Consider the following 22,473-nt stretch of genomic DNA (forward strand, 5'->3'; position numbering starts at 1 on the left):
GGGTCACGCCGGGACTTCTCTCATCGTTCGCGGGTGCCTGCCGGCTGCCCGACCGCAAACGAAAACGCCCGGCCTAGGCCGGGCGTCGATGCTCGGGAGCAACCTTACTTATCGTCCGATTGCGCCGGAACATTAGCGATTTCGGCATCGTCCGCCGCTTCGCCCTGCACTTCGGCCTTCATGCGCTTGAGGCCCATGTGGCGTACGTCGGTGCCGCGCACGAGGTAGATCACCAGCTCGGAGATGTTGCGCGCGTGGTCGCCGATGCGCTCCAGCGAACGCAAGGCCCAGATCACGCTCAGTACGCGGGAGATCGAACGCGGGTCTTCCATCATGTAGGTGACCAGCTCGCGCAGCGCGGTCTTGTATTCGCGGTCGATGGTCTTGTCGTACTGGGCCACCGACAGCGCAAGGTCGGCATCGAAGCGGGCGAAGGCATCCAGTGCATCACGCACCATGTTGCGCACCTGGTCGCCGATGTGGCGCACCTCGACATAACCACGGGGCGACTCGCCCTCCTCGCACAGCTGGATGGCGCGGCGGGCGATCTTGGTGGATTCGTCGCCGATGCGCTCCAGGTCGATCACCGACTTGGAGATGCTGATGATCAGGCGCAGGTCGGAGGCCGCCGGCTGGCGGCGGGCGAGGATACGCACGCATTCCTCGTCGATGTTGCGCTCCATCTGGTTGATCTGTTCGTCGACTTCACGGACCTGCTGGGCCAGGCCCGAATCGGCCTCGATCAGCGCGGTGACCGCGTCGTTGACCTGCTTCTCGACCAGGCCGCCCATCGCCAGGAGGTGGCTGCGCACCTCTTCGAGCTCGGCGTTGAACTGCTGGGAGATGTGATGGGTGAGGCTCTCTTTGTTGATCATCGTTTCGCTCCGCGAAGAAGCTGCAAGCTTCAAGTAATTCGTATCGTTCCCGGGTGCCGCACAGCAGCACACATCCTGTGGGAGCCGGGGATTAGCCGTAGCGACCGGTGATGTAGTCTTCGGTCTGCTTCTTCGCCGGATTGGTGAACAGGGTGTCGGTATCACCGAATTCGACCAGCTTGCCCATGTACATGAACGCGGTGTAGTCCGAGACACGCGCCGCCTGCTGCATGTTGTGGGTCACGATGACGATGGTGTACTTGGACTTGAGCTCGTAGATCAGCTCCTCGACCTTCAGGGTCGAGATCGGGTCCAGTGCCGAGCATGGTTCGTCGAGCAGCAGGACCTCGGGCTCCACGGCGATGGTGCGGGCGATGACCAGGCGCTGCTGCTGGCCACCGGACAGGCCCAGGGCCGAATCGTGCAGGCGGTCCTTGACCTCGTCCCACAGCGCGGCGCCCTTCAGGGCCCATTCGACCGCCTCGTCGAGCACGCGCTTCTTGTTGATGCCCTGGATACGCAGACCGTAGACCACGTTTTCATAGATGGTCTTGGGGAACGGGTTGGGCTTCTGGAACACCATACCGACCCTGCGGCGCAGCTCGGCCACATCCTCGCCCTTGCGGTAGATGTTGTGGCCATACAGGTTGATGGCGCCTTCCACGCGGCAACCGTCGACCAGGTCATTCATGCGGTTGAAGGTGCGCAGCAGGGTCGACTTGCCGCAGCCGGACGGGCCGATGAAGGCGGTCACGCGCTGCTTGGGGATGTTCATCTGCACGTCGAACAGGGCTTGCTTGTCGCCATAGAACAGGGACAGGCCGGGTACTTCGATGGCCACGGTTTCTTCAGCCAGGCGCAGGCTCTGCTTGTCGCGGCCCAGGGCGGACATGTCGATGCCGTGGGCGTGGGATTCTTGCTGCATGGTCAACTCCATACGCTATCAATTCGTTTCAAAGGGCCGCCCGGCTCACGGGCGGCACGCTTGCAATCAGGATCAGCTGTCGAGGGCCTTGTACTTCTCGCGCAGGTGGTTACGGATCCACACCGCCGAGAGGTTGAGGGTGGCGATCACCAGCACCAGCAGCAGCGCGGTGGCATACACCAGCGGCCGCGCGGCCTCGACGTTGGGGCTCTGGAAGCCGACGTCGTAGATATGGAAGCCCAGGTGCATGATTTTCTGGTCCAGGTGCAGGTACGGGTAGTTGCCGTCCACCGGCAACGACGGTGCCAGTTTCACCACACCGACCAGCATCAGCGGTGCCACTTCCCCCGCGGCACGGGCCACGGCGAGGATCATGCCGGTCATCATGGCCGGGCTTGCCATCGGCAGGACGATCTTCCACAGGGTCTCGGCCTTGGTCGCCCCCAGGGCCAGGGAGCCTTCGCGCACGGTACGCGGGATCCGCGCCAGACCTTCCTCGGTAGCCACGATCACCACCGGCACGGCCAGCAATGCCAGGGTCAGCGAGGCCCACAGCAGGCCCGGGGTGCCCAAGGTCGGGGCTGGCAGCGCCTCGGGGAAGAACAGCCGGTCGATCGAGCCGCCCAGCACATAGACGAAGAAGCCCAGGCCGAACACACCGTAGACGATCGCCGGTACGCCAGCGAGGTTGTTCACGGCGATGCGGATCAGGCGCGTCACCGGGCCCTGCTTGGCGTATTCGCGCAGGTAGACCGCCGCCAGCACGCCGAACGGGGTGACGATCACGGCCATGATCAGGGTCATCATCACGGTGCCGAAGATGGCCGGGAAGATACCGCCCTCGGTGTTGGCTTCACGTGGGTCGTCGCTGAGGAACTCCCAGACCTTGCTGAAATACACGCCCATCTTGGTCATGACCGACATGCCGTTGGGCTGGTACGCGTGGACCACCTTGCTCAGGTTGATCTCCACTTCGCGGCCATTGCCGTCGCGGGCCACCAGGCTGTCGCGGGAGAAGGCCTGGTGCAGGCCGGTCAGGCGCTCTTCGATGGCCTTGTAGCGGTTGTTCAGCTCGGCGCGATCGGCTTCGATATCGGCCTGGGCCGCGGCGTCCAGCTTGCCGTCGAGCTCCAGTTTGCGGGTCTGCAAGCGCAGGCGCTCCAGGCCATGGTTGATGGCGCCGATGTCCTTCTTCTCGAGGGTCTGCAGCTCGGAGGCCAGCTGGTCGGCACGCTTGAGGCGCGCCTGCAGCTCGGCCCAGGCACCCGCACCTTCGGCGACCACGCGGCCTTCTTCCTTGACGCTCACCAGGTAGCCGTAGAAATTGCCCCACTCACGACGTTCCAGGGCGATCAGGTCGCCAGGCTTCTGCTGGTCGACCAGCCACTCGCCGACCAGCCAGGTGAAGTCGCTGCCGTTGAGGTCGCGGTTACCGACCTTGACCAGCTCGCGGGTCATGAACTCCGGGCCTTCCTCCGGCACCGGCAGGCCGGCACCCTTGAGGCGGGCGCGTGGCACTTCTTCCTTCTGCACCACCTCACCGATGATCACATGGTCACCCTGGCCGGGCACCTTGTAGGTGGCCTGGATCAGGTCGGCCGGCCAGAAGTGGCCCAGGCCGCGGACGGCGATCACGGCAAGCAGGCCGACGGTCATGATCACCGCCATGGCGACCGCGCCACCGCTGATCCAGACGCCGGGGGCGCCGCTCTTGAACCAGCCTTTGAGGGAATCCTTTTTCACGGATCTCTACCTTTCTATCAAAGCGACGAGTATTTCTTGCGCAGACGCTGGCGAATCAGCTCGGCCAAGGTGTTCATGATGAAGGTGAACATCAGCAGCACGAGGGCGGCGAGGAACAGCACACGATAGTGGCTGCCGCCGACTTCCGATTCGGGCATTTCCACGGCCACGTTGGCGGCCAGGGTGCGCATGCCTTCGAACAGGTTCAGCTCCATGACCGGGGTGTTGCCGGTGGCCATGAGCACGATCATGGTCTCGCCCACCGCACGGCCCATACCGATCATCAACGCCGAGAAGATACCTGGGCTGGCGGTGAGGATGACCACGCGGGTCAGGGTCTGCCAGGGCGTCGCGCCCAAGGCCAGGGACCCCAGGGTCAGGCTACGTGGCACGCTGAACACGGCATCCTCGGCGATCGAGTAGATGTTCGGGATGACCGCGAAGCCCATGGCGATACCGACTACCAGGGCGTTGCGCTGGTCGTAGGTGATACGCAGATCGTTGGTGATCCACAGGCGCATGTCGCCGCCGAAGAACCAGGTCTCGAGGAACGGGCTCATGTACAGGGCGAACCAGCCGATCAACAGGATCACCGGGATCAGGATCGCCGCTTCCCAGCCATCCGGGATGCGCAGGCGGATCGACTCGGGCAGGCGGCTCCAGGAGAAGCCGGCGACGAGGATACCGATCGGCAGGATCAGCAGCAGGCTGAACACGCCCGGCAGATGGCCTTCAAGGTATGGCGCCAGGAACAGGCCGGCGAAGAAGCCCAGGATCACCGTCGGCATCGCTTCCATCAGTTCGATCACCGGCTTGACCTTGCGGCGCATGCCCGGGGCCATGAAGTAGGCGGTGTAGATGGCTGCGGCGATGGCCAGCGGCGCGGCGAGGATCATCGCGTAGAAGGCTGCTTTCAGGGTACCGAAGGTCAGCGGCGACAGGCTCAGCTTGGGCTCGAAGTCGGTATTGGACGCGGTGGACTGCCAGACGTACTTCGGCTCGTCGTAGTTTTCGTACCAGACCTTGCCCCACAGAGCGCTGAAGGATACTTCAGGGTGCGGGTTCTTCAGGCTCAGCGGCAGCAGCTTGCCACCCTGTTCGATGATGATGCGGTTGGCGCGTGGCGACAGGGCCAGGATACCGGCACCTTCGGCAGCCGGCTCGACCAGCAGGGTACGGTGCGCGGTGCTGTGGAACACGCCCAGCTGACCTGCGCTGTCCAGGGCGATGAAGCCCTTGCGACGCTCTTCGGCATCGATCTGTACGACCGGCGCCTTGCCCATCTGGAAGCTGCGGATCAACTTGAAGCGCGACTCGCCATCCGGGTCACGGGCCATGAACCACTGGCTCAGGCCGCCCTTGGAATCACCGAAGATCAGCGAGATACCGCCGACCAGCTGGGCGCTGGCAGTGATTTCGGTATCGCCGTCCTCGGACAGTTTGTAACGCCCGTTCAGGCTCTTCTCGCGCAGGCTGAAGACATCGGCGATGGCGCGGCCGTTGACCACGTACAGCCACTGCTGGCGCGGGTCGATGAAGATCGCCTTGACCGTCTCGGTCATCTGCGGCAGGTCGATGCGGGTCTGCTCGCTGGTGACCTCGCCGGTCATCATGTTCTCTTCGCGAGTCAGCTCGACCACCTGCAAGTGCGAACCGGTAGAACCGGCCAGCAGCAGGGTGTCACCGTTGACGTTGACGCTGACGTGTTCGAGGGCACGGCCTTGGTCGTCCAGTGTGAACGCTTGCTGGCCATACGGGAAGTCGATGGCCGGGGTGATGGTCTTCTTGTTGTCCGGGTAGGTGATCTTGTAGCTGTGGTTGAACACCAGCGCCTGGCCATTGGACAGGCCCAGCACGACCACCGGGCTGCCCGGCTGGTCGGCGCTGATCGAGGCTACCTGGACACCCGCCGGCAGCGGCAGGTCGATGCGCTTGACCTCGGCACCGGTCTTGGTATCGAAGAACAGCGCCTGGCCCTTGTCGGAAACGCGCATGCCCACGAGGTTCTGCTCCTCGAGGGCGATCATCAGCGGCTTGCCGGCGTCCTGTTGCAGCCAGGTCGGCTCCAGGGCCTTCTTGCTGGAAAGCGTGGCGCCCTGGAACAGTGGCAGCACCACATAGGCCAGGTAGAAGAAGATCAGGGTGATGGCTGCCAGCACGGCAAGCCCGCCCACCAGTACGTACCAGCGGGTCAGGCGGTCCTTCAGCGCACGCAGGCGCCGCTTGCGTTGCAGCTCGGGCGTATTGAAGTCAATCCGCACGGGGGGAGAATTTTGGGTCATTGTGGAGTTGGCCAGATCATTCATGCGCACACCCTAGCGGTCCCGTATGACAAAAACATGACAATGCAGTGACGCAAAAAAGCCCGCCGCTCAGGAGCCCTGGCTTCGGACTGGGAATTCGTGGAAAAGGCCGGGCATCAAGCACCGGCCCCTTCCTCAGTTACTTACTTTTTTGCAACGTTATCGGCGTGGGACAGGCCCAGGTCAGCCAGGGTCTTGTCGACCACCTTGGCTGGCAGCGGGATGTAGCCGTCCTTCACCACGACCTGCTGGCCAGCCTGCGACAGCACCAGCTTGACGAACTCGGCTTCCAGCGGGGCCAGAGGCTTGTTCGGGGCCTTGTTGACGTAGACGTACAGGAAGCGCGACAGCGGGTAGGTGCCGTTCAGGGCGTTGGCTTCGTTATCTTCGACGAACGCGCCACCTTCCTTCTTGGCCAACGGTACGGTCTTGACGCTGGCGGTCTTGTAGCCAATACCCGAGTAGCCGATGCCGTTCAGCGAGCTGCTGATCGACTGCACGACCGAGGCCGAGCCAGGCTGTTCGTTGACGTTAGGCTTGAAGTCGCCTTTGCACAGGGCTTCTTCCTTGAAATAGCCGTAGGTACCGGATACCGAGTTGCGGCCGAACAGCTGGATTGGCTTGTTGGCCAGGTCGCCGGTCACGCCGATGTCGCCCCAGGTCTTCACGTCGGCCTTGCCGCCGCACAGACGGGTGGAGGAGAAGATCGCATCGACCTGGGCCATGGTCAGGCCCTTGATCGGGTTGTCCTTGTGCACGAACACGGCCAGGGCGTCGACAGCAACCGGGATGGCGGTCGGCTTGTAGCCGTACTTCTGCTCGAAGGCCTGCAGCTCGACATCCTTCATCTTGCGGCTCATCGGGCCTAGGTTGGCGGTACCTTCGGTCAGCGCGGGTGGCGCAGTGGAGGAACCGGCAGCCTGGATCTGGATGTTTACGTTCGGATATTCCTTCTTGTAGGCCTCGGCCCACAGAGTCATCAGGTTCGCCAGGGTATCGGAACCGACGCTGGAGAGGTTGCCCGATACGCCAGTGGTCTTGGTGTAGGTCGGGATTGCAGGATCGACGGCGGCAACCGCATTGGCGGTAGCGACGCCAGCGGCGGCGAACGTGAGGGCCGCCATCAAACGCTTCAGTTTCATGCCTAACTCCTAGCAGGAATATTTGGGGTGTGAGATGGAACGGGCCCAAGTATCTGCAGGCCGCATGAACACTCTATGACTCGAATGTGACAATTGGATGAAAGGCCATCACCGGAAACCGGGATGGCCTTTGCAGGATGTTGCAGAGAGCGGTTGTTCAGGCCCGGTCAGCGCTTGGTCGCCAACAAGTACACCCCCACCAACAGGCCAACGGCGCACAGCCCGGCCACATAATAGGCCGGCGCCATCGGGCTGAACTTCAGCAGCGCCGTGACCACCATCGGCGTCAACCCGCCAAAGATCGCGTAGGCCAGGTTGTAAGAGAACGACAGCCCACTGAACCGCACCACCGGCGGGAACGCCTTGACCATGACGTAGGGCACCGCGCCGACGATCCCCACGCACAGGCCGGTGATCGCATACAACGGGAACAGCAGGTCAGGCCGGCTCGGCAGGCTGTGGAAGAACACCCACGAAGACACGAGCAACAGCAGGCTGCCCACCACGAACACCCGCCCGGCACCGAAACGGTCGGCCAGGCTGCCGGCTGCGACGCAGCCGAAGCTCAGCAGCACGATGGCCAGGCTGTTGGCTTTCAATGAATCGGTGGGGCTGACCTGGTAAAGACTCTGCAGCAGCGCCGGGGTCATGAGGATGATCACGACGATGGCCGCCGACAGCAACCAGGTCAACAGCATCGACAGGATGATCGCGCCGCGGTGGTCGCGCAGCACCGCGCGCAACGGCAGTTCTTCGGCCAGGGCCTTGCGTTGCTGCATCTCGGCGAATACCGGGGTTTCATGTAGCCAGCGCCGCAGGTACACCGCTACCAGCCCGAACACGCCGCCCAACAGGAAAGGAATACGCCAAGCGTAGGCCGCCACTTCATCGGGGCTGTAGAGGGTGTTGATCAAAGTGGCCACCAACGAACCGAGCAGGATGCCCGAGGTCAGGCCGGCAGTCAGCGTGCCGCAGGCATAGCCGGTGTTACGGGCCGGCACGTGCTCGGACACGAATACCCAGGCTCCTGGCACCTCGCCACCGATCGCGGCGCCCTGGACCACGCGCATCGCCAACAGCAGGATCGGCGCCCACAGGCCGATCTGTGCATAGGTCGGCAGCAAGCCCATGACCAGGGTCGGCACCGCCATCATGAAGATGCTCAGGGTGAACATCTTCTTGCGCCCGAGCAGGTCGCCGAAATGCGCCATGATGATGCCGCCCAGCGGCCGGGCCAGGTAGCCGGCGGCGAAGATGCCGAAGGTCTGCATCAGGCGCAGCCACTCAGGCATGTCGACGGGGAAGAACAGTTTGCCGACCACCGTGGCGAAAAAAACGAAGATGATGAAGTCGTAGAACTCCAACGCTCCGCCAAGGGCGGACAGGGAAAGGGTTTTATAGTCGCTGCGGGTCAGCGGCCGCGAAGGCTGCTCGATACTGCTCGGCACGGAGGTCATGGCTTTTCTCTTTATTGTCGTGCAGGCCGTTTGTCATGCGGCTTCTGGAGGATGTCGCCGGCGAAGATAACAAATTGCCGCAGGTGACTCATAGCGGTACAAAATCCATACAGATATTCATGAATGCACGGTCGTCGCTGGCTGTTCAGGTCTATATACTGGCCGCTCGTAGGAAAAGGTTGCGCCTCTAATGGGATGTTGTGCGAAAACGCCGGTCAAGTGTTTCAGGCGGTTTCGCAGAGTTTCCCTTTGGCCGCCCACCGAAGCGAAATCAGCGTAGTATGGTTTCAGCTGAATCGTTTTCCCGGCGTCCGTTCTTTGCGCCAACCAACGAAGCGTCACGGGTCCGAGGCCCCCACCGCATGATTGAGCTCGAACAAGAAGATCCCATCCCACAGGGCGACCTGGCCCTGCAGATTACCGCCCTGCCGCGCGAAACCAACGGTTTCGGCGATATCTTCGGCGGCTGGCTGGTAGCCCAGATGGACCTGGCCGGCACGGCCATGGCCAGCCGTGTCGCTGGTGGCCGTGTCGCCACCGTGGCCATCGATCGCATGGCGTTCCTGGTACCGGTCGCCGTGGGCGCGCAGCTGTCCTTCTATACCCAGACCCTGGAAATCGGCCGCAGCTCCATCCGGATGATGGTGGAAGTGTGGAGCGACGACCCGCTGTCCAGCGAATGGCGCAAGGTCACCGAAGCCGTCTTCGTGTTCGTCGCCATCGATGGCAGTGGCCGCACCCGCTCCGTCCCTCGTCGCTGAGCCACAGGCGCGTTAAACTCGTTGCAAGGCATGAGGTCCAAGGCCTCATTTGCATCCCAACGAGACAAGCGCAATGGCTACCTTCCAGGTCGAAACGGAACAACACGGCGAGCTCAACTGCTGGCGCATCACCAGCGCGCATGCAGAACTGCTGATCGCCCAACAGGGCGCCCAGGTCCTGAGCTATCAGCGAATGGGCGAGCCGCCGCTGCTGTGGCTCAGCGACCAGGCCATCTTCCGCCAGGGCAAGTCGGTACGCGCCGGCGTGCCGGTGTGCTGGCCCTGGTTCGGCAACCTGCAGCGCAACCCTCAGGCCGTCCAGGCCATGTACCAAGGCGAACAGGCACCCGCCCATGGCCTGGCCCGCACCCGTGACTGGCAGCTGCTGGGTATCGAGGAAGCGGACGAAGGCCTGCGCATCGAGTTCAGCCTGCCCGAGGCCCAGGGCGACCTGCCCGGCTGGCCCCACGACGTCGAGCTCAAGCTGCTGATCGAAATGGGCACTCAACTGAAGATGACCCTGCGCAGCCAGAACATGGGCAATGGCAGCGTCACCCTCAGCCAAGCGCTGCACAGCTACTTCGCAGTGAGCGATGTGCGCCAGGCACGCGTCGAAGGCGTGGAGAGCCTGGGCTATATCGAAACCTTGGCCGATTGGGCGCTGCGCCAGCAACATGGCGCGCTGGATTTTGCCGGGGAAACCGACCGCATCTACCTGCAGGTGCCTGCCGTGCTGAAGATCGTCGACCCGCACTGGAACCGCCGCATCACCTTGCACAGCGCCGGTTCGCGTTCTGCGGTGATCTGGAACCCCTGGGCCGACCGCGCGAAGGCGTTGCCAGACATGGCGGATGATGGCTGGCAGCGGATGCTGTGCATCGAGACGGCGAACGTGTGGGATGACGTGGTGACCCTGGCGCCCGGGGCAAGTCACGTGCTGAGCGTCACCATCGGCAGCGAGGCCTTGTAGCGGGGCCTCTGCGCTACCCAATCGCCGGCTTGCCGGCGATTGGGCCGGAAAAAAAATCAGAGGTCGGCGTCTTCTACCACCCTCACCTTCCCCGCATCCATCGCATAGGCCGCATCCGCCAGATCATTGCTGACCTTTTCCACCTTCAGCGTCCCACTGACCCACAACGGCGTGTAGATGTCGTCGATCTTCAGCCCCTTGGGATAGCGCACCAGCACCAGCTGGTTCGGTGGCGGCGGTGGCACATGAATGCAGGCGCCGGGGTATGGCACCAGGAAGAACAGTGTGCTGTTGCCCTTGGCATCGCTCTCCAACGGAACCGGATACCCGCCCAGGCGGATCTGCCTGCCGTTCATGGCCGCCACGGTCTTGGTCGAGTACATCACCGCCGGCAAACCCTTGGCCTGCTTGAGCCCACCCTTGTCGGTGAAGGTACCCATGGCCTCGGGGGAGTTGTGGTCGATTTCGGGCATCTGCTCGAGCGCCTTCTGGTCCGATTTGGGCATCAGTTCCAGCCAGTCGGTCTCGGGCAATTCGGCATGGGCCAGGGTGCTGGCCAATAACAGGGAAGCAAGGAAAAACGCACGCATGGAGAATGCTCGGCAACTCGGGTGAATTGCCGGGCATTCTAAACCAGTCACCCGCGTTTCTTGATGAATCCGTAGATCACCAATAGGACGATGGCGCCGATCAGGGCGCCAACGAAACCGGCGGCCTGGCCCGCCTGGTAGATACCCAGGGCCTGCCCGCCGTAGGTGGCGACCAGGGAGCCGGCGATGCCCAGGAGGATGGTCATGATCCAGCCCATGCTGTCGTCCCCAGGCTTGAGGAAGCGGGCCAGCAGGCCGACGATGAGGCCGATGAAGATGGTTCCGATGATACCCATGGCGATCCCTCTGCAATGAAATGGAACAAGCCAAAGCCTAGACAGCGCTTTGGCTTGTTGCCATTTCAGAGGGTCTGCCGGGGCAGAGGTTCAATCAGCCGGCGATCAGCGCTTCGACTTCGGCGATCTTGCCTTTGAGCGTGGCCATGTCGGCGCAGCGCAGGGTGGCATGGCCAACCTTGCGACCGACCTTGAACGCCTTGCCGTAGTGGTGCAGGTGGCAGCCCTCGATGGCCACGACCTTGTCCACCGCCGGCACTTCACCGATGAAGTTGAGCATGGCGCTCTCGCCAACCTTGGCGGTGGAGCCCAGCGGCAGGCCGGCAACGGCGCGCAGGTGGTTCTCGAACTGGCTGCACTCGGCGCCTTCGATGGTCCAGTGCCCGGAGTTGTGCACCCGTGGCGCGATCTCGTTGGCCTTCAGGCCGCCGTCGACCTCGAAGAACTCGAAGGCCATCACGCCCACGTAGTCCAGCTTCTGCAGCACGCGCCCGACATAGTCTTCGGCCAGGGCCTGCAGCGGGTGCGCCTGGCTGGCCACCGACAGGCGCAGGATGCCGCTTTCATGGGTGTTGTGCACCAGCGGGTAGAAGCGGGTTTCGCCATCGCGGCCACGCACGGCCACCAGCGAAACTTCGCCGGTGAATGGCACGAAGCCTTCGAGCAGGCACGGCACGCTGCCCAGTTCGGCAAAGGTGCCCACCACGTCGTCGGCAGTGCGCAGGACCTTCTGGCCCTTGCCGTCGTAGCCCAGGGTACGGGTCTTGAGCACCGCTGGCAGGCCGATGCTGGCCACGGCGGCGTCCAGGTCTTCCTGGGAGAGGATGTCGGCGAAGGCCGGCGTCGGGATGCCCAGGTCGCGGAACATGCTCTTCTCGAACAGGCGGTCACGGGCGATGCGCAGCGCTTCGGCGCTCGGGTAGACCGGGACGAACTGCGAGAGGAAGGCCACGGTCTCGGCCGGGACGCTCTCGAACTCGAAGGTCACCAGGTCGACTTCGTCAGCCAGCTGGCGCAAGTGCTCCTGGTCGCCGTAGTCGGCACGCAGGTGCTCGCCCAAGGGCGCCGCGCAGGCGTCCGGAGCGGGGTCGAGGAAAGCGAAGTTCATGCCCAGCGGCGTTCCCGCCAAGGCCAGCATGCGGCCCAGCTGGCCGCCACCGATTACACCGATCTTCATGTTGATAGCCTCAGGCCTGGCGCGGGTCCGGGTTGTCCAGGACGGTTTCGGTCTGCTCCGTGCGGAACTGCTTGAGTGCCGCGTGGTACGGCGGGTATTTGGCGCCCAGGATACTGGCCGACAGCAATGCCGCGTTGATCGCGCCGGCCTTGCCGATGGCCAGGGTGGCGACCGGCACGCCTGCCGGCATCTGCACGATCGACAGCAGCGAATCGACACCCGACAGCATCGACGACTGCACCGGCACGCCCAGCACCGGCAGGTGGGTCTTGGCGGCGCACATGCCTGGCAGGTGGGCAGCGCCACCGGCACCGGCGATGATCACCTCGATGCCGCGGCCTTCGGCCTCCTCGGCGTACTGGAAGAGCAGATCCGGGGTACGGTGGGCGGAAACCACCTTCACCTCGTAGGGAATGCCGAGTTTTTCCAGCATATCGGCGGTGTGGCTAAGGGTGGACCAATCGGACTTGGAGCCCATGATCACGCCAACCAGTGCACTCATCGTCGAGCCTCTTCGCTTGTGCGCCCGCGGGCGCGTCAAAAAACAACAAGCCACGCGGGACGACCGGCGTGGCTTGTTTGCTGATCAATGACCGGATCGATCCGGTCCAGGGGCCGCGCAGTATACCGTAAGGCAGTGCCGTAAAGGCACCCCGGCGACCAACTGTCGGCCTTATTTTTCGGGGGTTTGGCTGACTTTTGAGTCAACTGACACAGCTGCCGTGCCGCCCTCGAGCTTGCGCCACAGCAAGCGTACGTTGGCCTTGCGCACCAGGGCGCAGCGGTACAGGCGGATTTCCAGTGGTACGTGCCACTGGCTGCCCCCACAGATCGCCAGTTCTCCACGCTCCAGCTCGCCGCGCATCGACAGCCGCGGTACCCAGGCGATGCCCATGCCCTCGAGGGCCATGCTCTTGAGACTGTCGGCCATGGCGGTTTCATAGACCGTGGTATAGCGCAGGTTGCGCTGGCGCAGCAGCAGGTTCACCGAACGTCCGAGGAAGGCACCGGCACTGTAGGCCAGCAACGGCACGCTGCTTTCACCCTCGAGATCGAACAACGGCTTGCCGTCGGCACCCACTGCACACACCGGCAACATTTCCGTGGTGCCCATGTGCAGCGACGGGAAGATCTCGGCATCCATCTGCAGGGCGGCGTCCGGGTCATAGAAGGCCAGCATCAGGTCGCAACCGCCTTCGCGCAATGCATGCACCGCATCACCTACGTTGGTGGCGACCAAACGGGTGGCGATGTTCAAGCCATCGTTGCGCAACTGGGCGACCCAGCGTGGGAAGAACCCCGACGCCAGGGAGTGTGCCGCCGCCACCTGCACCACTTCGCCCTGCCCACCTTCCAGGTGATGCAAATGCCGCAGAACTTCGCTCAACTGGTCGACAACGGTGCGCGCCGTGACGAGAAATAGCTGCCCGGCTTCGGTCAGTTCGATAGGCGTGCGGGAACGATTCACCAAGGTCAGGCCCAAGGCAGCCTCAAGGCTGCGGATCCGCCGGCTGAACGCTGGCTGGGTCACGAAACGGCGTTCCGCCGCCTGGGAAAAACTGCGGGTAGCGGCCAGGGCGCTGAAGTCCTCCAGCCACTTGCTTTCGAGGTTCATGAAGCGATCTCCCAGCGTGCACCAAAATGGGACACGCTCGATTGTCAATTGGCGTCACATGAATCGGTATGCCGTTTGTGCATAGGTTAGCGTGCAACAGCATTGGCCGCAAAATCCGCCCAGGCCTAGGATTGGCGCCATTCCGGCTGGTGCCGGGTTTAAATCGAGATGATATCCGTCATGTCCTCCGCTGCATCGTTCCGCGTCGAAAAAGACCTGCTTGGTACCCTTGAAGTCCCTGCCGATGCCTACTACGGCATCCAGACCCTGCGCGCTGCCAACAACTTCCACCTCTCCGGCGTTCCGCTGTCGCACTACCCGAAGTTGGTCGTGGCCCTGGCCATGGTCAAGCAGGCCGCTGCCGACGCCAACCGTGAGCTGGGCCACCTGAGCGATGCCAAGCACGCTGCCATCAGCGAGGCCTGCGCCCGCCTGATCCGCGGCGAATACCACGACCAGTTCGTGGTGGACATGATCCAGGGCGGTGCTGGTACTTCTACCAACATGAACGCCAACGAGGTCATCGCCAACGTCGCGCTGGAGGCCATGGGCCACAAGAAGGGTGAGTACCAGTACCTGCACCCGAACAACGACGTGAACATGGCGCAGTCGACCAACGACGCCTACCCGACGGCCATCCGTCTGGGCCTGCTGCTGGGCCACGATGCCCTGCTGGCCAGCCTCGACAGCCTGATCCAGGCCTTCGCCGCAAAAGGCAAGGAATTCGACCACGTACTGAAGATGGGCCGCACCCAGCTGCAGGACGCCGTGCCGATGACCCTGGGCCAGGAATTCCGCGCCTTCGCCACCACCATGACCGAAGACTTGAACCGTCTGCGTTCCCTGGCGCCTGAGCTTTTGACCGAGATCAACCTGGGCGGTACCGCGATCGGTACCGGCATCAACGCCGACCCAGGCTACCAAGCCCTGGCCGTGCAGCGCCTGGCGACCATCAGTGGCCAGCCACTGGTCCCGGCTGCCGACCTGATCGAAGCGACCTCCGACATGGGCGCCTTCGTACTGTTCTCCGGCATGCTCAAGCGTACCGCGGTCAAGCTGTCGAAGATCTGCAACGACCTGCGCCTGCTGTCCAGCGGCCCACGCACCGGCATCAACGAGATCAACCTGCCGGCTCGCCAGCCAGGCAGCTCGATCATGCCAGGCAAGGTCAACCCGGTTATCCCGGAAGCCGTCAACCAGGTCGCCTTCGCCATCATGGGCAACGACCTGGCCCTGACCGTCGCCGCCGAAGGCGGCCAGCTGCAGCTCAACGTCATGGAACCGCTGATCGCCTACAAGATCTTCGACTCCATCCGCCTGCTCCAGCGCGCCATGGACATGCTGCGCGAGCACTGCATCGTCGGCATCACTGCCAACGAACAGCGCTGCCGTGAACTGGTCGAGCACTCGATCGGCCTGGTCACCGCCCTGAACCCGTACATCGGCTACGAAAATGCCACCCGTATCGCCCGCGTCGCCCTGGAAACCGGCCGCGGCGTGCTGGAACTGGTGCGCGAGGAACAGCTGCTGGACGAAGCGATGCTCAACGACATCCTGCGTCCAGAGAACATGATCGCCCCACGTCTGGTTCCGCTGAAGGCGTAACCGACGGCTTGAAACGTCTCACCAGGTCGAGGGACTAGACACCTCTCAACCTTTCAAGGGCCCGAGCAACGCTTTGGGCCCTTTTTTTTATGCCCGCCCTTCACAGGGTCGCAGGGTCGTCCCGCCCGGCACACAACTTGCTCCATAATGCCTCCCAGCCCAACGGGATACCGAGCATGCTGCACAGCCACCTCACCACCCTCAACGCGGTTTCGCTGATTCTCAAGGTCTTCCAGGAAGAAGGCTGCGATGCCTCGCGGTTGCTGGCCGGCAGCGGCATCGCGCTGGCGGATCTGGGCCATGCCGATGCGCGCATCACCACCCAGCAGGAATTGCAGGTGTGCGCCAACGCCGTGGCCTTGCGCGAGGAGATCGGCCTGGAGCTGGGCCGGCGCATGCATGTGTCGTGCTACGGGATGCTCGGTTACGCCCTGCTCTCCAGTGCCACTTTGGGTGACGCCCTGCGCCTGGCGCTCCGCTACCCGGCGTTGTTGGGCACAGCCTTCCAGCTGCGCTTGGTGGATGACGGCCAGCGGGTCTGGTTCAGCGCCAGCGACTACCGGGACAGCCCGGAACTGGCAGCCTTCAACGTGGAGTTCTGCCTGGTTTCCTTGAAGGTCATCTGCGATGACCTGCTGGGCAAACCCCTACCGCTGCTGGCGGCACGCTTCGAGTACCCCAGGCCCGGGTACCATCACCTGTATGGAGACGCCTTCCAGTGCCCGCTGGGCTTCGAGGCCAGCGACAACGCATTCGCCTTCGAGCGCCGCTGGCTGGACATGCCCCTGCCGCTGGCTGACCCCATCACCCACAAAGCCATGGCGGAACGCTGCCGGCAGCTCAACCTGGAATTCACCGGGCGCCAGGCCTGGCTGGGGCGCATTCGCCAACTGCTGGTCCAGCAACTGGACACCGCGCCAGGGCTCGAAGGCCTGGCGCGGCAGATGAACTGCTCTTCGCGCACCTTGCGCCGGCACCTGCAGGCGCTGGGGTGCAGCTATCAGCAACTGCTCGATGAGTTGCGCTTCGAGCGGGCCAAGCAGTTGCTGGCCGAGGACCAGATGCCGATCTATCGCATCGCCGAAACCCTGGGGTTCAGCGAGACGGCGAGTTTTCGGCATGCCTTCCAACGCTGGAGCGGCGTAGCGCCCAGTCATTTTCGCGGCTGACTGCATTGACCCAATCGCTGGCTTGCCGGCTCCCACAGGTACAGCGCAGAACTGGTGGGAGTCGGCTTGCTGGCGATTGGGCCTTGAAAACCGCACACCGCCTTTGGCCACATCGATCCCCTTTTGGCCGTTTCCGTCGTTCTCCCCGGCCACGCCCCCTCACACAATGAGGCACGCCAGTAAAAACCGGAGAACAACAACGTGCTGACGATCTATTCCGATGACCACCGCCTGCACCACGGCCGCTGCGAGCTGATCGACGGCAAGCTGATGCCCTGCTTCGAGATGCCTTCGCGCGCCGACCATGTCCTGGACCAAGTAAAGAAGCGCAACCTCGGCCCCATCGAAGGCCCACGCGACTTCGGCCGCGCCCCGCTGCTGCGGGTGCATGGCGCCGACTACCTGGACTTCTTCGAAGGCGCCTGGGCGCGCTGGGCCGAACTGGGCCAGGAAGGCGACCTGCTGCCGTTCACCTGGCCGGCGCGCACACTGCGCAAGGTCAAGCCAACCGGGCTGCACGGCGAGCTGGGCTACTACAGCTTCGATGCCGGCGCACCGATCACCGCCGGTACCTGGCAAGCCGCCTACAGCGCAGCCCAGGTTGCCCTTACCGCCCAAGCGGCGATCCAGCAAGGGGCACACTCGGCCTTCGCCCTGTGCCGCCCACCAGGGCACCACGCCGCCGCCGAGGTCATGGGCGGTTATTGCTACCTGAACAACGCCGCCATCGCGACCCAGGCATTCCTCGACCAAGGCCACCGCAAGGTCGCCATCCTGGACGTCGATTACCACCATGGCAACGGCACCCAGGACATCTTCTACCAGCGCAGCGACGTGTTCTTCGCCTCGATCCACGGCGATCCCCAGGACGAATTCCCGTTCTTCCTCGGCTATGCCGACGAAACCGGCGAAGGCGCCGGGGAAGGCTGCAACATCAACTACCCCCTGCCCGCCGGCAGTGACTGGGCAGCCTGGAGCCAGGCGCTGGAAGACGCCTGCCAACGCATCGCCGCCTACGCCCCGGACGTGGTGGTGGTTTCCCTGGGCGTGGACACCTTCAAGGACGACCCGATTTCCCAGTTCAAGCTCGACAGCCCCGACTACCTGGCCATGGGCGAACGCATCGGCCGCCTGGGCAAACCGACCCTGTTCGTCATGGAAGGCGGCTACGCTGTGGAAGAAATCGGTATCAATGCCGTCAACGTGCTGGAAGGCTTCCAGCGCACCCAGCCAGGAGCCTGACCATGGCCCGTCTCACGCGTCTGCTCGCCCCGCTCATCGCCGCCGGCCTTTTGGCCGGCGGCCTGCCGGCCCAAGCCGAACAGCGCACCCTGCGGGTGTACAACTGGTTCGACTACATCACGCCGCAAACCCTGACGGACTTTCAGCAGGACAGCGGCGTCAAGCTGATCTACGACATCTTCGACACCAACGAAGCCCTGGAAGCCAAGCTGCTCACGGGCAACTCCGGCTATGACGTGGTGGTCCCGTCGAACGTGTTCCTGGCCAAGCAGATCGAGGCCGGGGTGTTCCAGCCCCTGGACCGCAGCAAACTACCCAACTGGCAGCACCTGGACCCGGCACTGATGAAGCTGATCGAGGCCAACGACCCCGGTAACAAGCATGCCGTGCCCTACATGTACGGCACCGTACTGATCGGCTTCAACCCGGACAAGGTCAAGGCCGCGCTGGGTGACGATGCCCCGGTGGACAGCTGGGACCTGATCTTCAAGGAAGAGAACATCGCCAAGCTCAAGCAGTGCGGCGTGGCCTTGCTCGATTCGCCGTCGGAGATCTTGCCGCTGGCCCTGCAGTACCTTGGGCTGCCGCCCAACAGTGAGAAGCCGGCCGACTACAAGAAAGCCCAGGCGCTGATGCTCAAGATCCGCCCGCATATCACCTACTTCCACTCCTCCAAGTACATGGCGGACATCGCCAACGGCGATATCTGCGTGGCCGTGGGCTATTCGGGGAGCTTCTCCCAGGCGGCCAACCGCGCTCGCGACGCCAAGAACGGCGTGGTGGTGGACATGCGCCTGCCCAAGGAAGGCGCGCCGATCTGGTTCGACATGCTGGCCATTCCGAAGAATGCCGCCAACCCGGAAGACGCCCATGCCTTCATCAACTACCTGCTGAGGCCGGAAGTGATCGCACCGATCAGCGATTTCGTCGGCTACCCCAACCCGAACAAGGACGCCACCGACAAGGTCAGCCCGGCGATCCGCAACAACCCCAACCTGTACCCGACCGCCGAGGCAATGGCCAAGCTGTATACCTTGAAGCCCTTGCAGCGCGACGCCGAGCGGGCACGGACCCGGGCCTGGACACGGATCAAGTCCGGGACCTGACCCGAGGCCCGATCGCCGGCAAGCCGGCTCCCACCTGTTCTGCGCGTTTTCAGAGACACCGCCAGACCTGTGGGAGCCGGCTTGCCGGCGATTTCGGGCGCTCATGTTCTCCATGCCTTGCGCACCCGCATCAACGCATCCGCGATCTGCGCCTCCGGCACAGCCGCAAACCCCAGCACCAGCCCCGCTCGTTTATCCACAGGCACCTCGCTGTCTTCGAGCCAGTAGCTGCTCAGCGGATTGACCTCCACGCCAACCGCCTCGGCCAACGCCACCAGTTCCTGCTCTCTCGCATAGTTATCCACAGCCACCCTCACATGCAGCCCCGCTGCCACTTCCGGCATATCGCCCAACCCTGGCACACCGGTAGGCCAACCCGCCTTGAGCACATTGCGCCGTGCCAGCGCTGCCTTGCGCATGCGCCGGATGTGCCGTTGGAAATGCCCTTGGGCCATGAACTGCGCCATGACGTGCTGGTTACCTATCTCCGAATGCCGCACCGCCAGTGCTCGCCCCTGGCTGAAAGGCTGCACCAGCCGCTGCGGAAGCACCAGGTAACCCAGGCGCAGGGCAGGAAAGGCGATCTTGCCAAAGGTACCGACATATAGAACCCGCCCCTGCCGGTCCAGGGCAGCCAGGGGCGCCAGAGGCGCGCCGCTGTAGCGGTACTCGCCATCGTAGTCATCCTCGATCACCCAACCGTTGCGCTGCTCGGCCCAGTCCAGCAGCGACAGCCGCCTGGCCAGGCTCATGGTGACACCGGTGGGGTACTGGTGCGCCGGTGTGACGTAGGCCAGCCGGCACTCGGCCAACTGCGCCAGGCGTTCGCAGTCCAGGCCTTCCTCATCCACAGGTACGCCTCGCACGCAGGCTCCGGCCAAGGCAAAGGTATGACCTGCCGCGCGGTATCCAGGGTTTTCCACAGCTACCTCGTCGCCCGGCTGCAACAGCAACTGTGCACAAAGGCTTATGGCTTCTTGCGCACCACTGGTGATCACAATTTGTTCAGCCGTGCAAGCAAGCCCGCGCGAGCGACGTAGGTAGGCGGCGATGAGCCCCCTGAGCAGCGGTTCACCCGCAGGGTCGCCATAGCCCAACAGTGCGGCATCCGGTTTTCGCCAGAAACCCGCTTGCAGCCTGGCCCAGAGCTGGAAAGGAAACAGGTCGAACGCCGGAACTCCAACGCGAAATGCGCGCGGCGCACCTGTACGTGGCGGCGGAAGATGATGGGTTTTCAGGCGCTCCATGGCGCTTCCAGAGCGACCTGAGCTGGATAAATCCTCAGTATCAGATACGCAAATTGTGGATAAACCTGTTGATAAACCCTGGGATAACCCTGTGGACATTTGTGTGGATAGTTTCGGAAGCTGGCTGACATAGGTGCCATCGCCGACCCGGCTTTCGATATAGCCTTCGGCGTATAGCTGGTCATAGGCACGCACCACACTGTTGCGTGAAAGCGACAGCATCACAGCCAGGTCACGCGTCGCCGGCAGACGCGTACCGCTGCCCAGGCGACCATCCAACACCCTTGCCCGCAGCGCCTGGTAGAGCTGTTGGCTGAGCCCACGACGGCGGTCCAGCACGATACCGGCAGGGTCGAAGGGCAACGCAAAGGGGCGTTCATGCATGGTATTGGACCTATCAAAACAGCTGCTATTGGCTCTTACCTGGTACCAATAGCCTGCCTAGGATGGAGCCATCGAACAAGGACCTGCGCCATGTACAACGCCAAGCCCCATCAGGAACATGATCTCGAGCGCCTGCACCAGCAGATGCTCGACACCCGCCTCGCCGTACTGGTCAGCCATGGCGAACAAGGCCTGCTGGCGACCCACCTGCCGGTTTTGCTCGCACCTCATGAAGGCGAATATGGGACCGTCTATGCCCACCTGGCCCGGGCCAACCCTCAATGGCAGGCCTTGGCCCAGGGCGGTGAAGCCTTGCTGGTATTCGCCGGCGCAGATGCCTACGTCAGCCCGTCCTACTACCCGAGCAAAGCCGAGCATCACAAGGTGGTGCCGACATGGAACTACCTGGCCGTCCATGCCTATGGCCCGGTCGAGGCGTTCCACGACGCCCCTCGCCTGCTCGAGCTTGTCAGCCGCCTGAGCGATCGTCACGAACAAGGGCGCGCCGAGCCTTGGAAGGTGAGCGATGCCCCGCGCGACTACCTAGACGGCATGCTTCGCGCCATCGTCGGCATTCGCGTGCCCATCACCCGCCTGCAAGGCGCGCGCAAGCTCAGCCAGAACCGCTCGGCCGAGGATATCCGAGGCGTACGCGAAGGCCTGGCCGCCAGCGCGGATCACCTGGACAACCAGCTTGCCGCACACATGCATTCACTCTGAAGGAAAAGGAAAACCACCATGTCCGAGATTGTCCTGCGCCCAGTAAGCGCCACCGACCATGCTGCCTGGCTCGCCCTGTGGCAGGCCTACCTGCGGTTCTATGAAACCGAACTGCCGGAAGCCGTCAGCGCCAGCACCTGGCAACGCTTGCTCGACCCGAACGAGCCTACCCATGCGGCCCTGGCTTGGGTCGATGGCAAGGCAGTGGGGATGGTCAACTGGATCTATCATCGGTCCAACTGGAGCATCGAAAACTCATGCTACCTGCAGGACCTGTACGTGGAGGGCCAGCAGCGCGGCCTGGGTATCGGCCGGCAACTGATCGAGCATGTCTATGCCACCGCCAAGGCCGCCGGCTGCATCAAGGTGCACTGGCTGACCCACGAAACCAACGCCACCGCGATCGGCCTGTACGAACAGGTCGCCGAACGGCCAGGTTTCATCCAATTCCGTAAACCACTGTAGGCCGACCATGCGCGACGCACTGAACTTCAAGCCCGCCGCAACACCCAAGGCCGAGCCCATCGAAGGCCGGTTCATCCGCCTGGAGAGACTCGATCCGGCGCGCCATGGCGATGACCTGTGGACGGTCTTGCAGGGCCCAGGCTCCGACCCTGCCCTGTGGGATTACCTGCCCTATGGCCCCTTCAGCGAACGCGAGGCCTTCGATCGGTGGCTGCAAGGCAATGCAACAGGCCACGACCCGCTGTTCTACAGCGTCATCGACCGGGCCAACGGCCAGGTGCAGGGTATTCTCAGCCTGATGTCCATCGTTCCCGACCATGGCCGCATCGAGATCGGCCATATCGCCTTCGGCGCTGCCATGCAGCGCACCCCGAAAGGTACCGAAGCGGTCTACCTGCTGGGCAAGCTCGGCTTCGCCCTGGGCAATCGTCGCCTGGAATGGAAATGCAACAACGCCAACGCCCGCTCCAAGCGTGCAGCCGAGCGTTTCGGCTTCGTCTTCGAAGGGGTGTTCCGCAATCACATGGTGGTCAAGGACCACAATCGCGATACTGCCTGGTATTCGATTACCGACGAGGAATGGCCGGCGGTGGCAGCGGGGTTCGAGCGCTGGTTGAGCGAGGAGAATCAGCGGCCTGGCGGGCAATTGAAGACTTTGGAGGCTTGCCGCACGGACTGAGT

General features: G+C 63.5%; 21 protein-coding genes. 9 read left to right on the top strand and 12 right to left on the bottom strand.

Annotated elements, in window-relative coordinates:
• Positions 1–104: 104 nt before the first annotated feature.
• The 6 genes from phoU to AC1MHZ_RS03050 all read right to left on the bottom strand — a co-directional run bounded on the left by phoU (position 105) and on the right by AC1MHZ_RS03050 (position 8,445).
• Complete coding sequence (gene phoU, locus AC1MHZ_RS03025; RefSeq protein WP_084855314.1) at positions 105–875, bottom strand: phosphate signaling complex protein PhoU; 771 nt, start codon at positions 873–875, stop codon at positions 105–107.
• A 91-nt stretch (positions 876–966) separates the two neighbouring features.
• Positions 967–1,800, bottom strand: a complete 834-nt coding sequence (gene pstB, locus AC1MHZ_RS03030) for a phosphate ABC transporter ATP-binding protein PstB (protein WP_084855420.1) — start codon at positions 1,798–1,800, stop codon at positions 967–969.
• Between the two features lie 72 nt (positions 1,801–1,872).
• Positions 1,873–3,543, bottom strand: coding sequence for a phosphate ABC transporter permease PstA (gene pstA, locus AC1MHZ_RS03035; protein ID WP_482965998.1), 1,671 nt, complete (start codon positions 3,541–3,543; stop codon positions 1,873–1,875).
• Positions 3,544–3,560: 17 nt separating this feature from the next.
• Positions 3,561–5,849, bottom strand: coding sequence for an ABC transporter permease subunit (locus AC1MHZ_RS03040; RefSeq protein WP_482965999.1), 2,289 nt, complete (start codon positions 5,847–5,849; stop codon positions 3,561–3,563).
• Positions 5,850–5,989: 140 nt separating this feature from the next.
• The gene (locus AC1MHZ_RS03045; protein ID WP_084855311.1) at positions 5,990–6,988 is read right to left on the bottom strand and encodes a phosphate ABC transporter substrate-binding protein PstS; all 999 of its coding nucleotides are present in this window, start codon (positions 6,986–6,988) and stop codon (positions 5,990–5,992) included.
• A 167-nt stretch (positions 6,989–7,155) separates the two neighbouring features.
• Positions 7,156–8,445, bottom strand: a complete 1,290-nt coding sequence (locus tag AC1MHZ_RS03050) for an MFS transporter (RefSeq protein WP_084855310.1) — start codon at positions 8,443–8,445, stop codon at positions 7,156–7,158.
• Positions 8,446–8,807: 362 nt separating this feature from the next.
• Here AC1MHZ_RS03050 and AC1MHZ_RS03055 point away from each other — a divergent pair, with 362 nt between their 5' ends.
• Positions 8,808–9,206 carry an acyl-CoA thioesterase gene (locus tag AC1MHZ_RS03055; RefSeq protein ID WP_016712731.1) on the top strand — a complete coding sequence of 133 codons (399 nt, stop codon included), beginning with the start codon at positions 8,808–8,810 and terminating at the stop codon, positions 9,204–9,206.
• A 73-nt stretch (positions 9,207–9,279) separates the two neighbouring features.
• On the top strand, positions 9,280–10,176 hold the full coding sequence (locus tag AC1MHZ_RS03060; protein WP_482966000.1) for a D-hexose-6-phosphate mutarotase: 897 nt from the start codon (positions 9,280–9,282) through the stop codon (positions 10,174–10,176).
• 56 nt (positions 10,177–10,232) lie between these two features.
• On the opposite strand, the gene AC1MHZ_RS03065 is transcribed toward AC1MHZ_RS03060, so the two are convergent.
• The 5 genes from AC1MHZ_RS03065 to AC1MHZ_RS03085 form a co-directional block, all read right to left on the bottom strand.
• Complete coding sequence (locus tag AC1MHZ_RS03065; protein WP_084855308.1) at positions 10,233–10,766, bottom strand: DUF3299 domain-containing protein; 534 nt, start codon at positions 10,764–10,766, stop codon at positions 10,233–10,235.
• Positions 10,767–10,813: 47 nt separating this feature from the next.
• A complete protein-coding gene (locus AC1MHZ_RS03070) occupies positions 10,814–11,062 on the bottom strand; it encodes a GlsB/YeaQ/YmgE family stress response membrane protein (protein WP_084855307.1) in 249 nt (82 codons plus the stop codon).
• A 94-nt stretch (positions 11,063–11,156) separates the two neighbouring features.
• A complete protein-coding gene (locus AC1MHZ_RS03075) occupies positions 11,157–12,239 on the bottom strand; it encodes a 5-(carboxyamino)imidazole ribonucleotide synthase (protein ID WP_324813452.1) in 1,083 nt (360 codons plus the stop codon).
• Positions 12,240–12,249: 10 nt separating this feature from the next.
• Positions 12,250–12,741, bottom strand: coding sequence for a 5-(carboxyamino)imidazole ribonucleotide mutase (gene purE / locus AC1MHZ_RS03080; protein WP_084855305.1), 492 nt, complete (start codon positions 12,739–12,741; stop codon positions 12,250–12,252).
• A gap of 171 nt (positions 12,742–12,912) precedes the next feature.
• Positions 12,913–13,854 (bottom strand): LysR substrate-binding domain-containing protein, encoded by a 942-nt coding sequence (locus AC1MHZ_RS03085; RefSeq protein WP_224457443.1) that lies wholly within the window; start codon positions 13,852–13,854, stop codon positions 12,913–12,915.
• A gap of 180 nt (positions 13,855–14,034) precedes the next feature.
• On the opposite strand from AC1MHZ_RS03085, the gene aspA reads away from it, so the two are divergent.
• The 4 genes from aspA (at position 14,035) to AC1MHZ_RS03105 (ending at position 18,976) form a co-directional block, all read left to right on the top strand.
• Positions 14,035–15,459 carry an aspartate ammonia-lyase gene (gene aspA, locus AC1MHZ_RS03090; protein ID WP_084855303.1) on the top strand — a complete coding sequence of 475 codons (1,425 nt, stop codon included), beginning with the start codon at positions 14,035–14,037 and terminating at the stop codon, positions 15,457–15,459.
• A gap of 176 nt (positions 15,460–15,635) precedes the next feature.
• Positions 15,636–16,628 carry an AraC family transcriptional regulator gene (locus AC1MHZ_RS03095; RefSeq protein WP_482966001.1) on the top strand — a complete coding sequence of 331 codons (993 nt, stop codon included), beginning with the start codon at positions 15,636–15,638 and terminating at the stop codon, positions 16,626–16,628.
• Positions 16,629–16,829: 201 nt separating this feature from the next.
• Positions 16,830–17,870, top strand: a complete 1,041-nt coding sequence (locus AC1MHZ_RS03100; RefSeq protein ID WP_084855301.1) for a histone deacetylase family protein — start codon at positions 16,830–16,832, stop codon at positions 17,868–17,870.
• Between the two features lie 2 nt (positions 17,871–17,872).
• The gene (locus AC1MHZ_RS03105) at positions 17,873–18,976 is read left to right on the top strand and encodes a polyamine ABC transporter substrate-binding protein (protein ID WP_084855300.1); all 1,104 of its coding nucleotides are present in this window, start codon (positions 17,873–17,875) and stop codon (positions 18,974–18,976) included.
• Positions 18,977–19,077: 101 nt separating this feature from the next.
• Here the strand turns inward: AC1MHZ_RS03105 and pdxR are convergent, their stop codons facing one another.
• Complete coding sequence (gene pdxR, locus AC1MHZ_RS03110; RefSeq protein WP_368828734.1) at positions 19,078–20,607, bottom strand: MocR-like pyridoxine biosynthesis transcription factor PdxR; 1,530 nt, start codon at positions 20,605–20,607, stop codon at positions 19,078–19,080.
• A 90-nt stretch (positions 20,608–20,697) separates the two neighbouring features.
• Between pdxR and AC1MHZ_RS03115 the strand changes: the two genes are divergently transcribed.
• The 3 genes from AC1MHZ_RS03115 to AC1MHZ_RS03125 are packed head-to-tail and all read left to right on the top strand — an operon-like array spanning position 20,698 to position 22,471.
• The gene (locus tag AC1MHZ_RS03115; RefSeq protein WP_324813463.1) at positions 20,698–21,327 is read left to right on the top strand and encodes an FMN-binding negative transcriptional regulator; all 630 of its coding nucleotides are present in this window, start codon (positions 20,698–20,700) and stop codon (positions 21,325–21,327) included.
• Positions 21,328–21,345: 18 nt separating this feature from the next.
• On the top strand, positions 21,346–21,792 hold the full coding sequence (locus tag AC1MHZ_RS03120) for a GNAT family N-acetyltransferase (protein ID WP_324813466.1): 447 nt from the start codon (positions 21,346–21,348) through the stop codon (positions 21,790–21,792).
• A 7-nt stretch (positions 21,793–21,799) separates the two neighbouring features.
• Positions 21,800–22,471 (top strand): GNAT family N-acetyltransferase, encoded by a 672-nt coding sequence (locus AC1MHZ_RS03125; RefSeq protein ID WP_482966002.1) that lies wholly within the window; start codon positions 21,800–21,802, stop codon positions 22,469–22,471.
• Positions 22,472–22,473 lie beyond the last annotated feature (2 nt).

The organism is Pseudomonas sp. FA-1 (assembly GCF_056856075.1).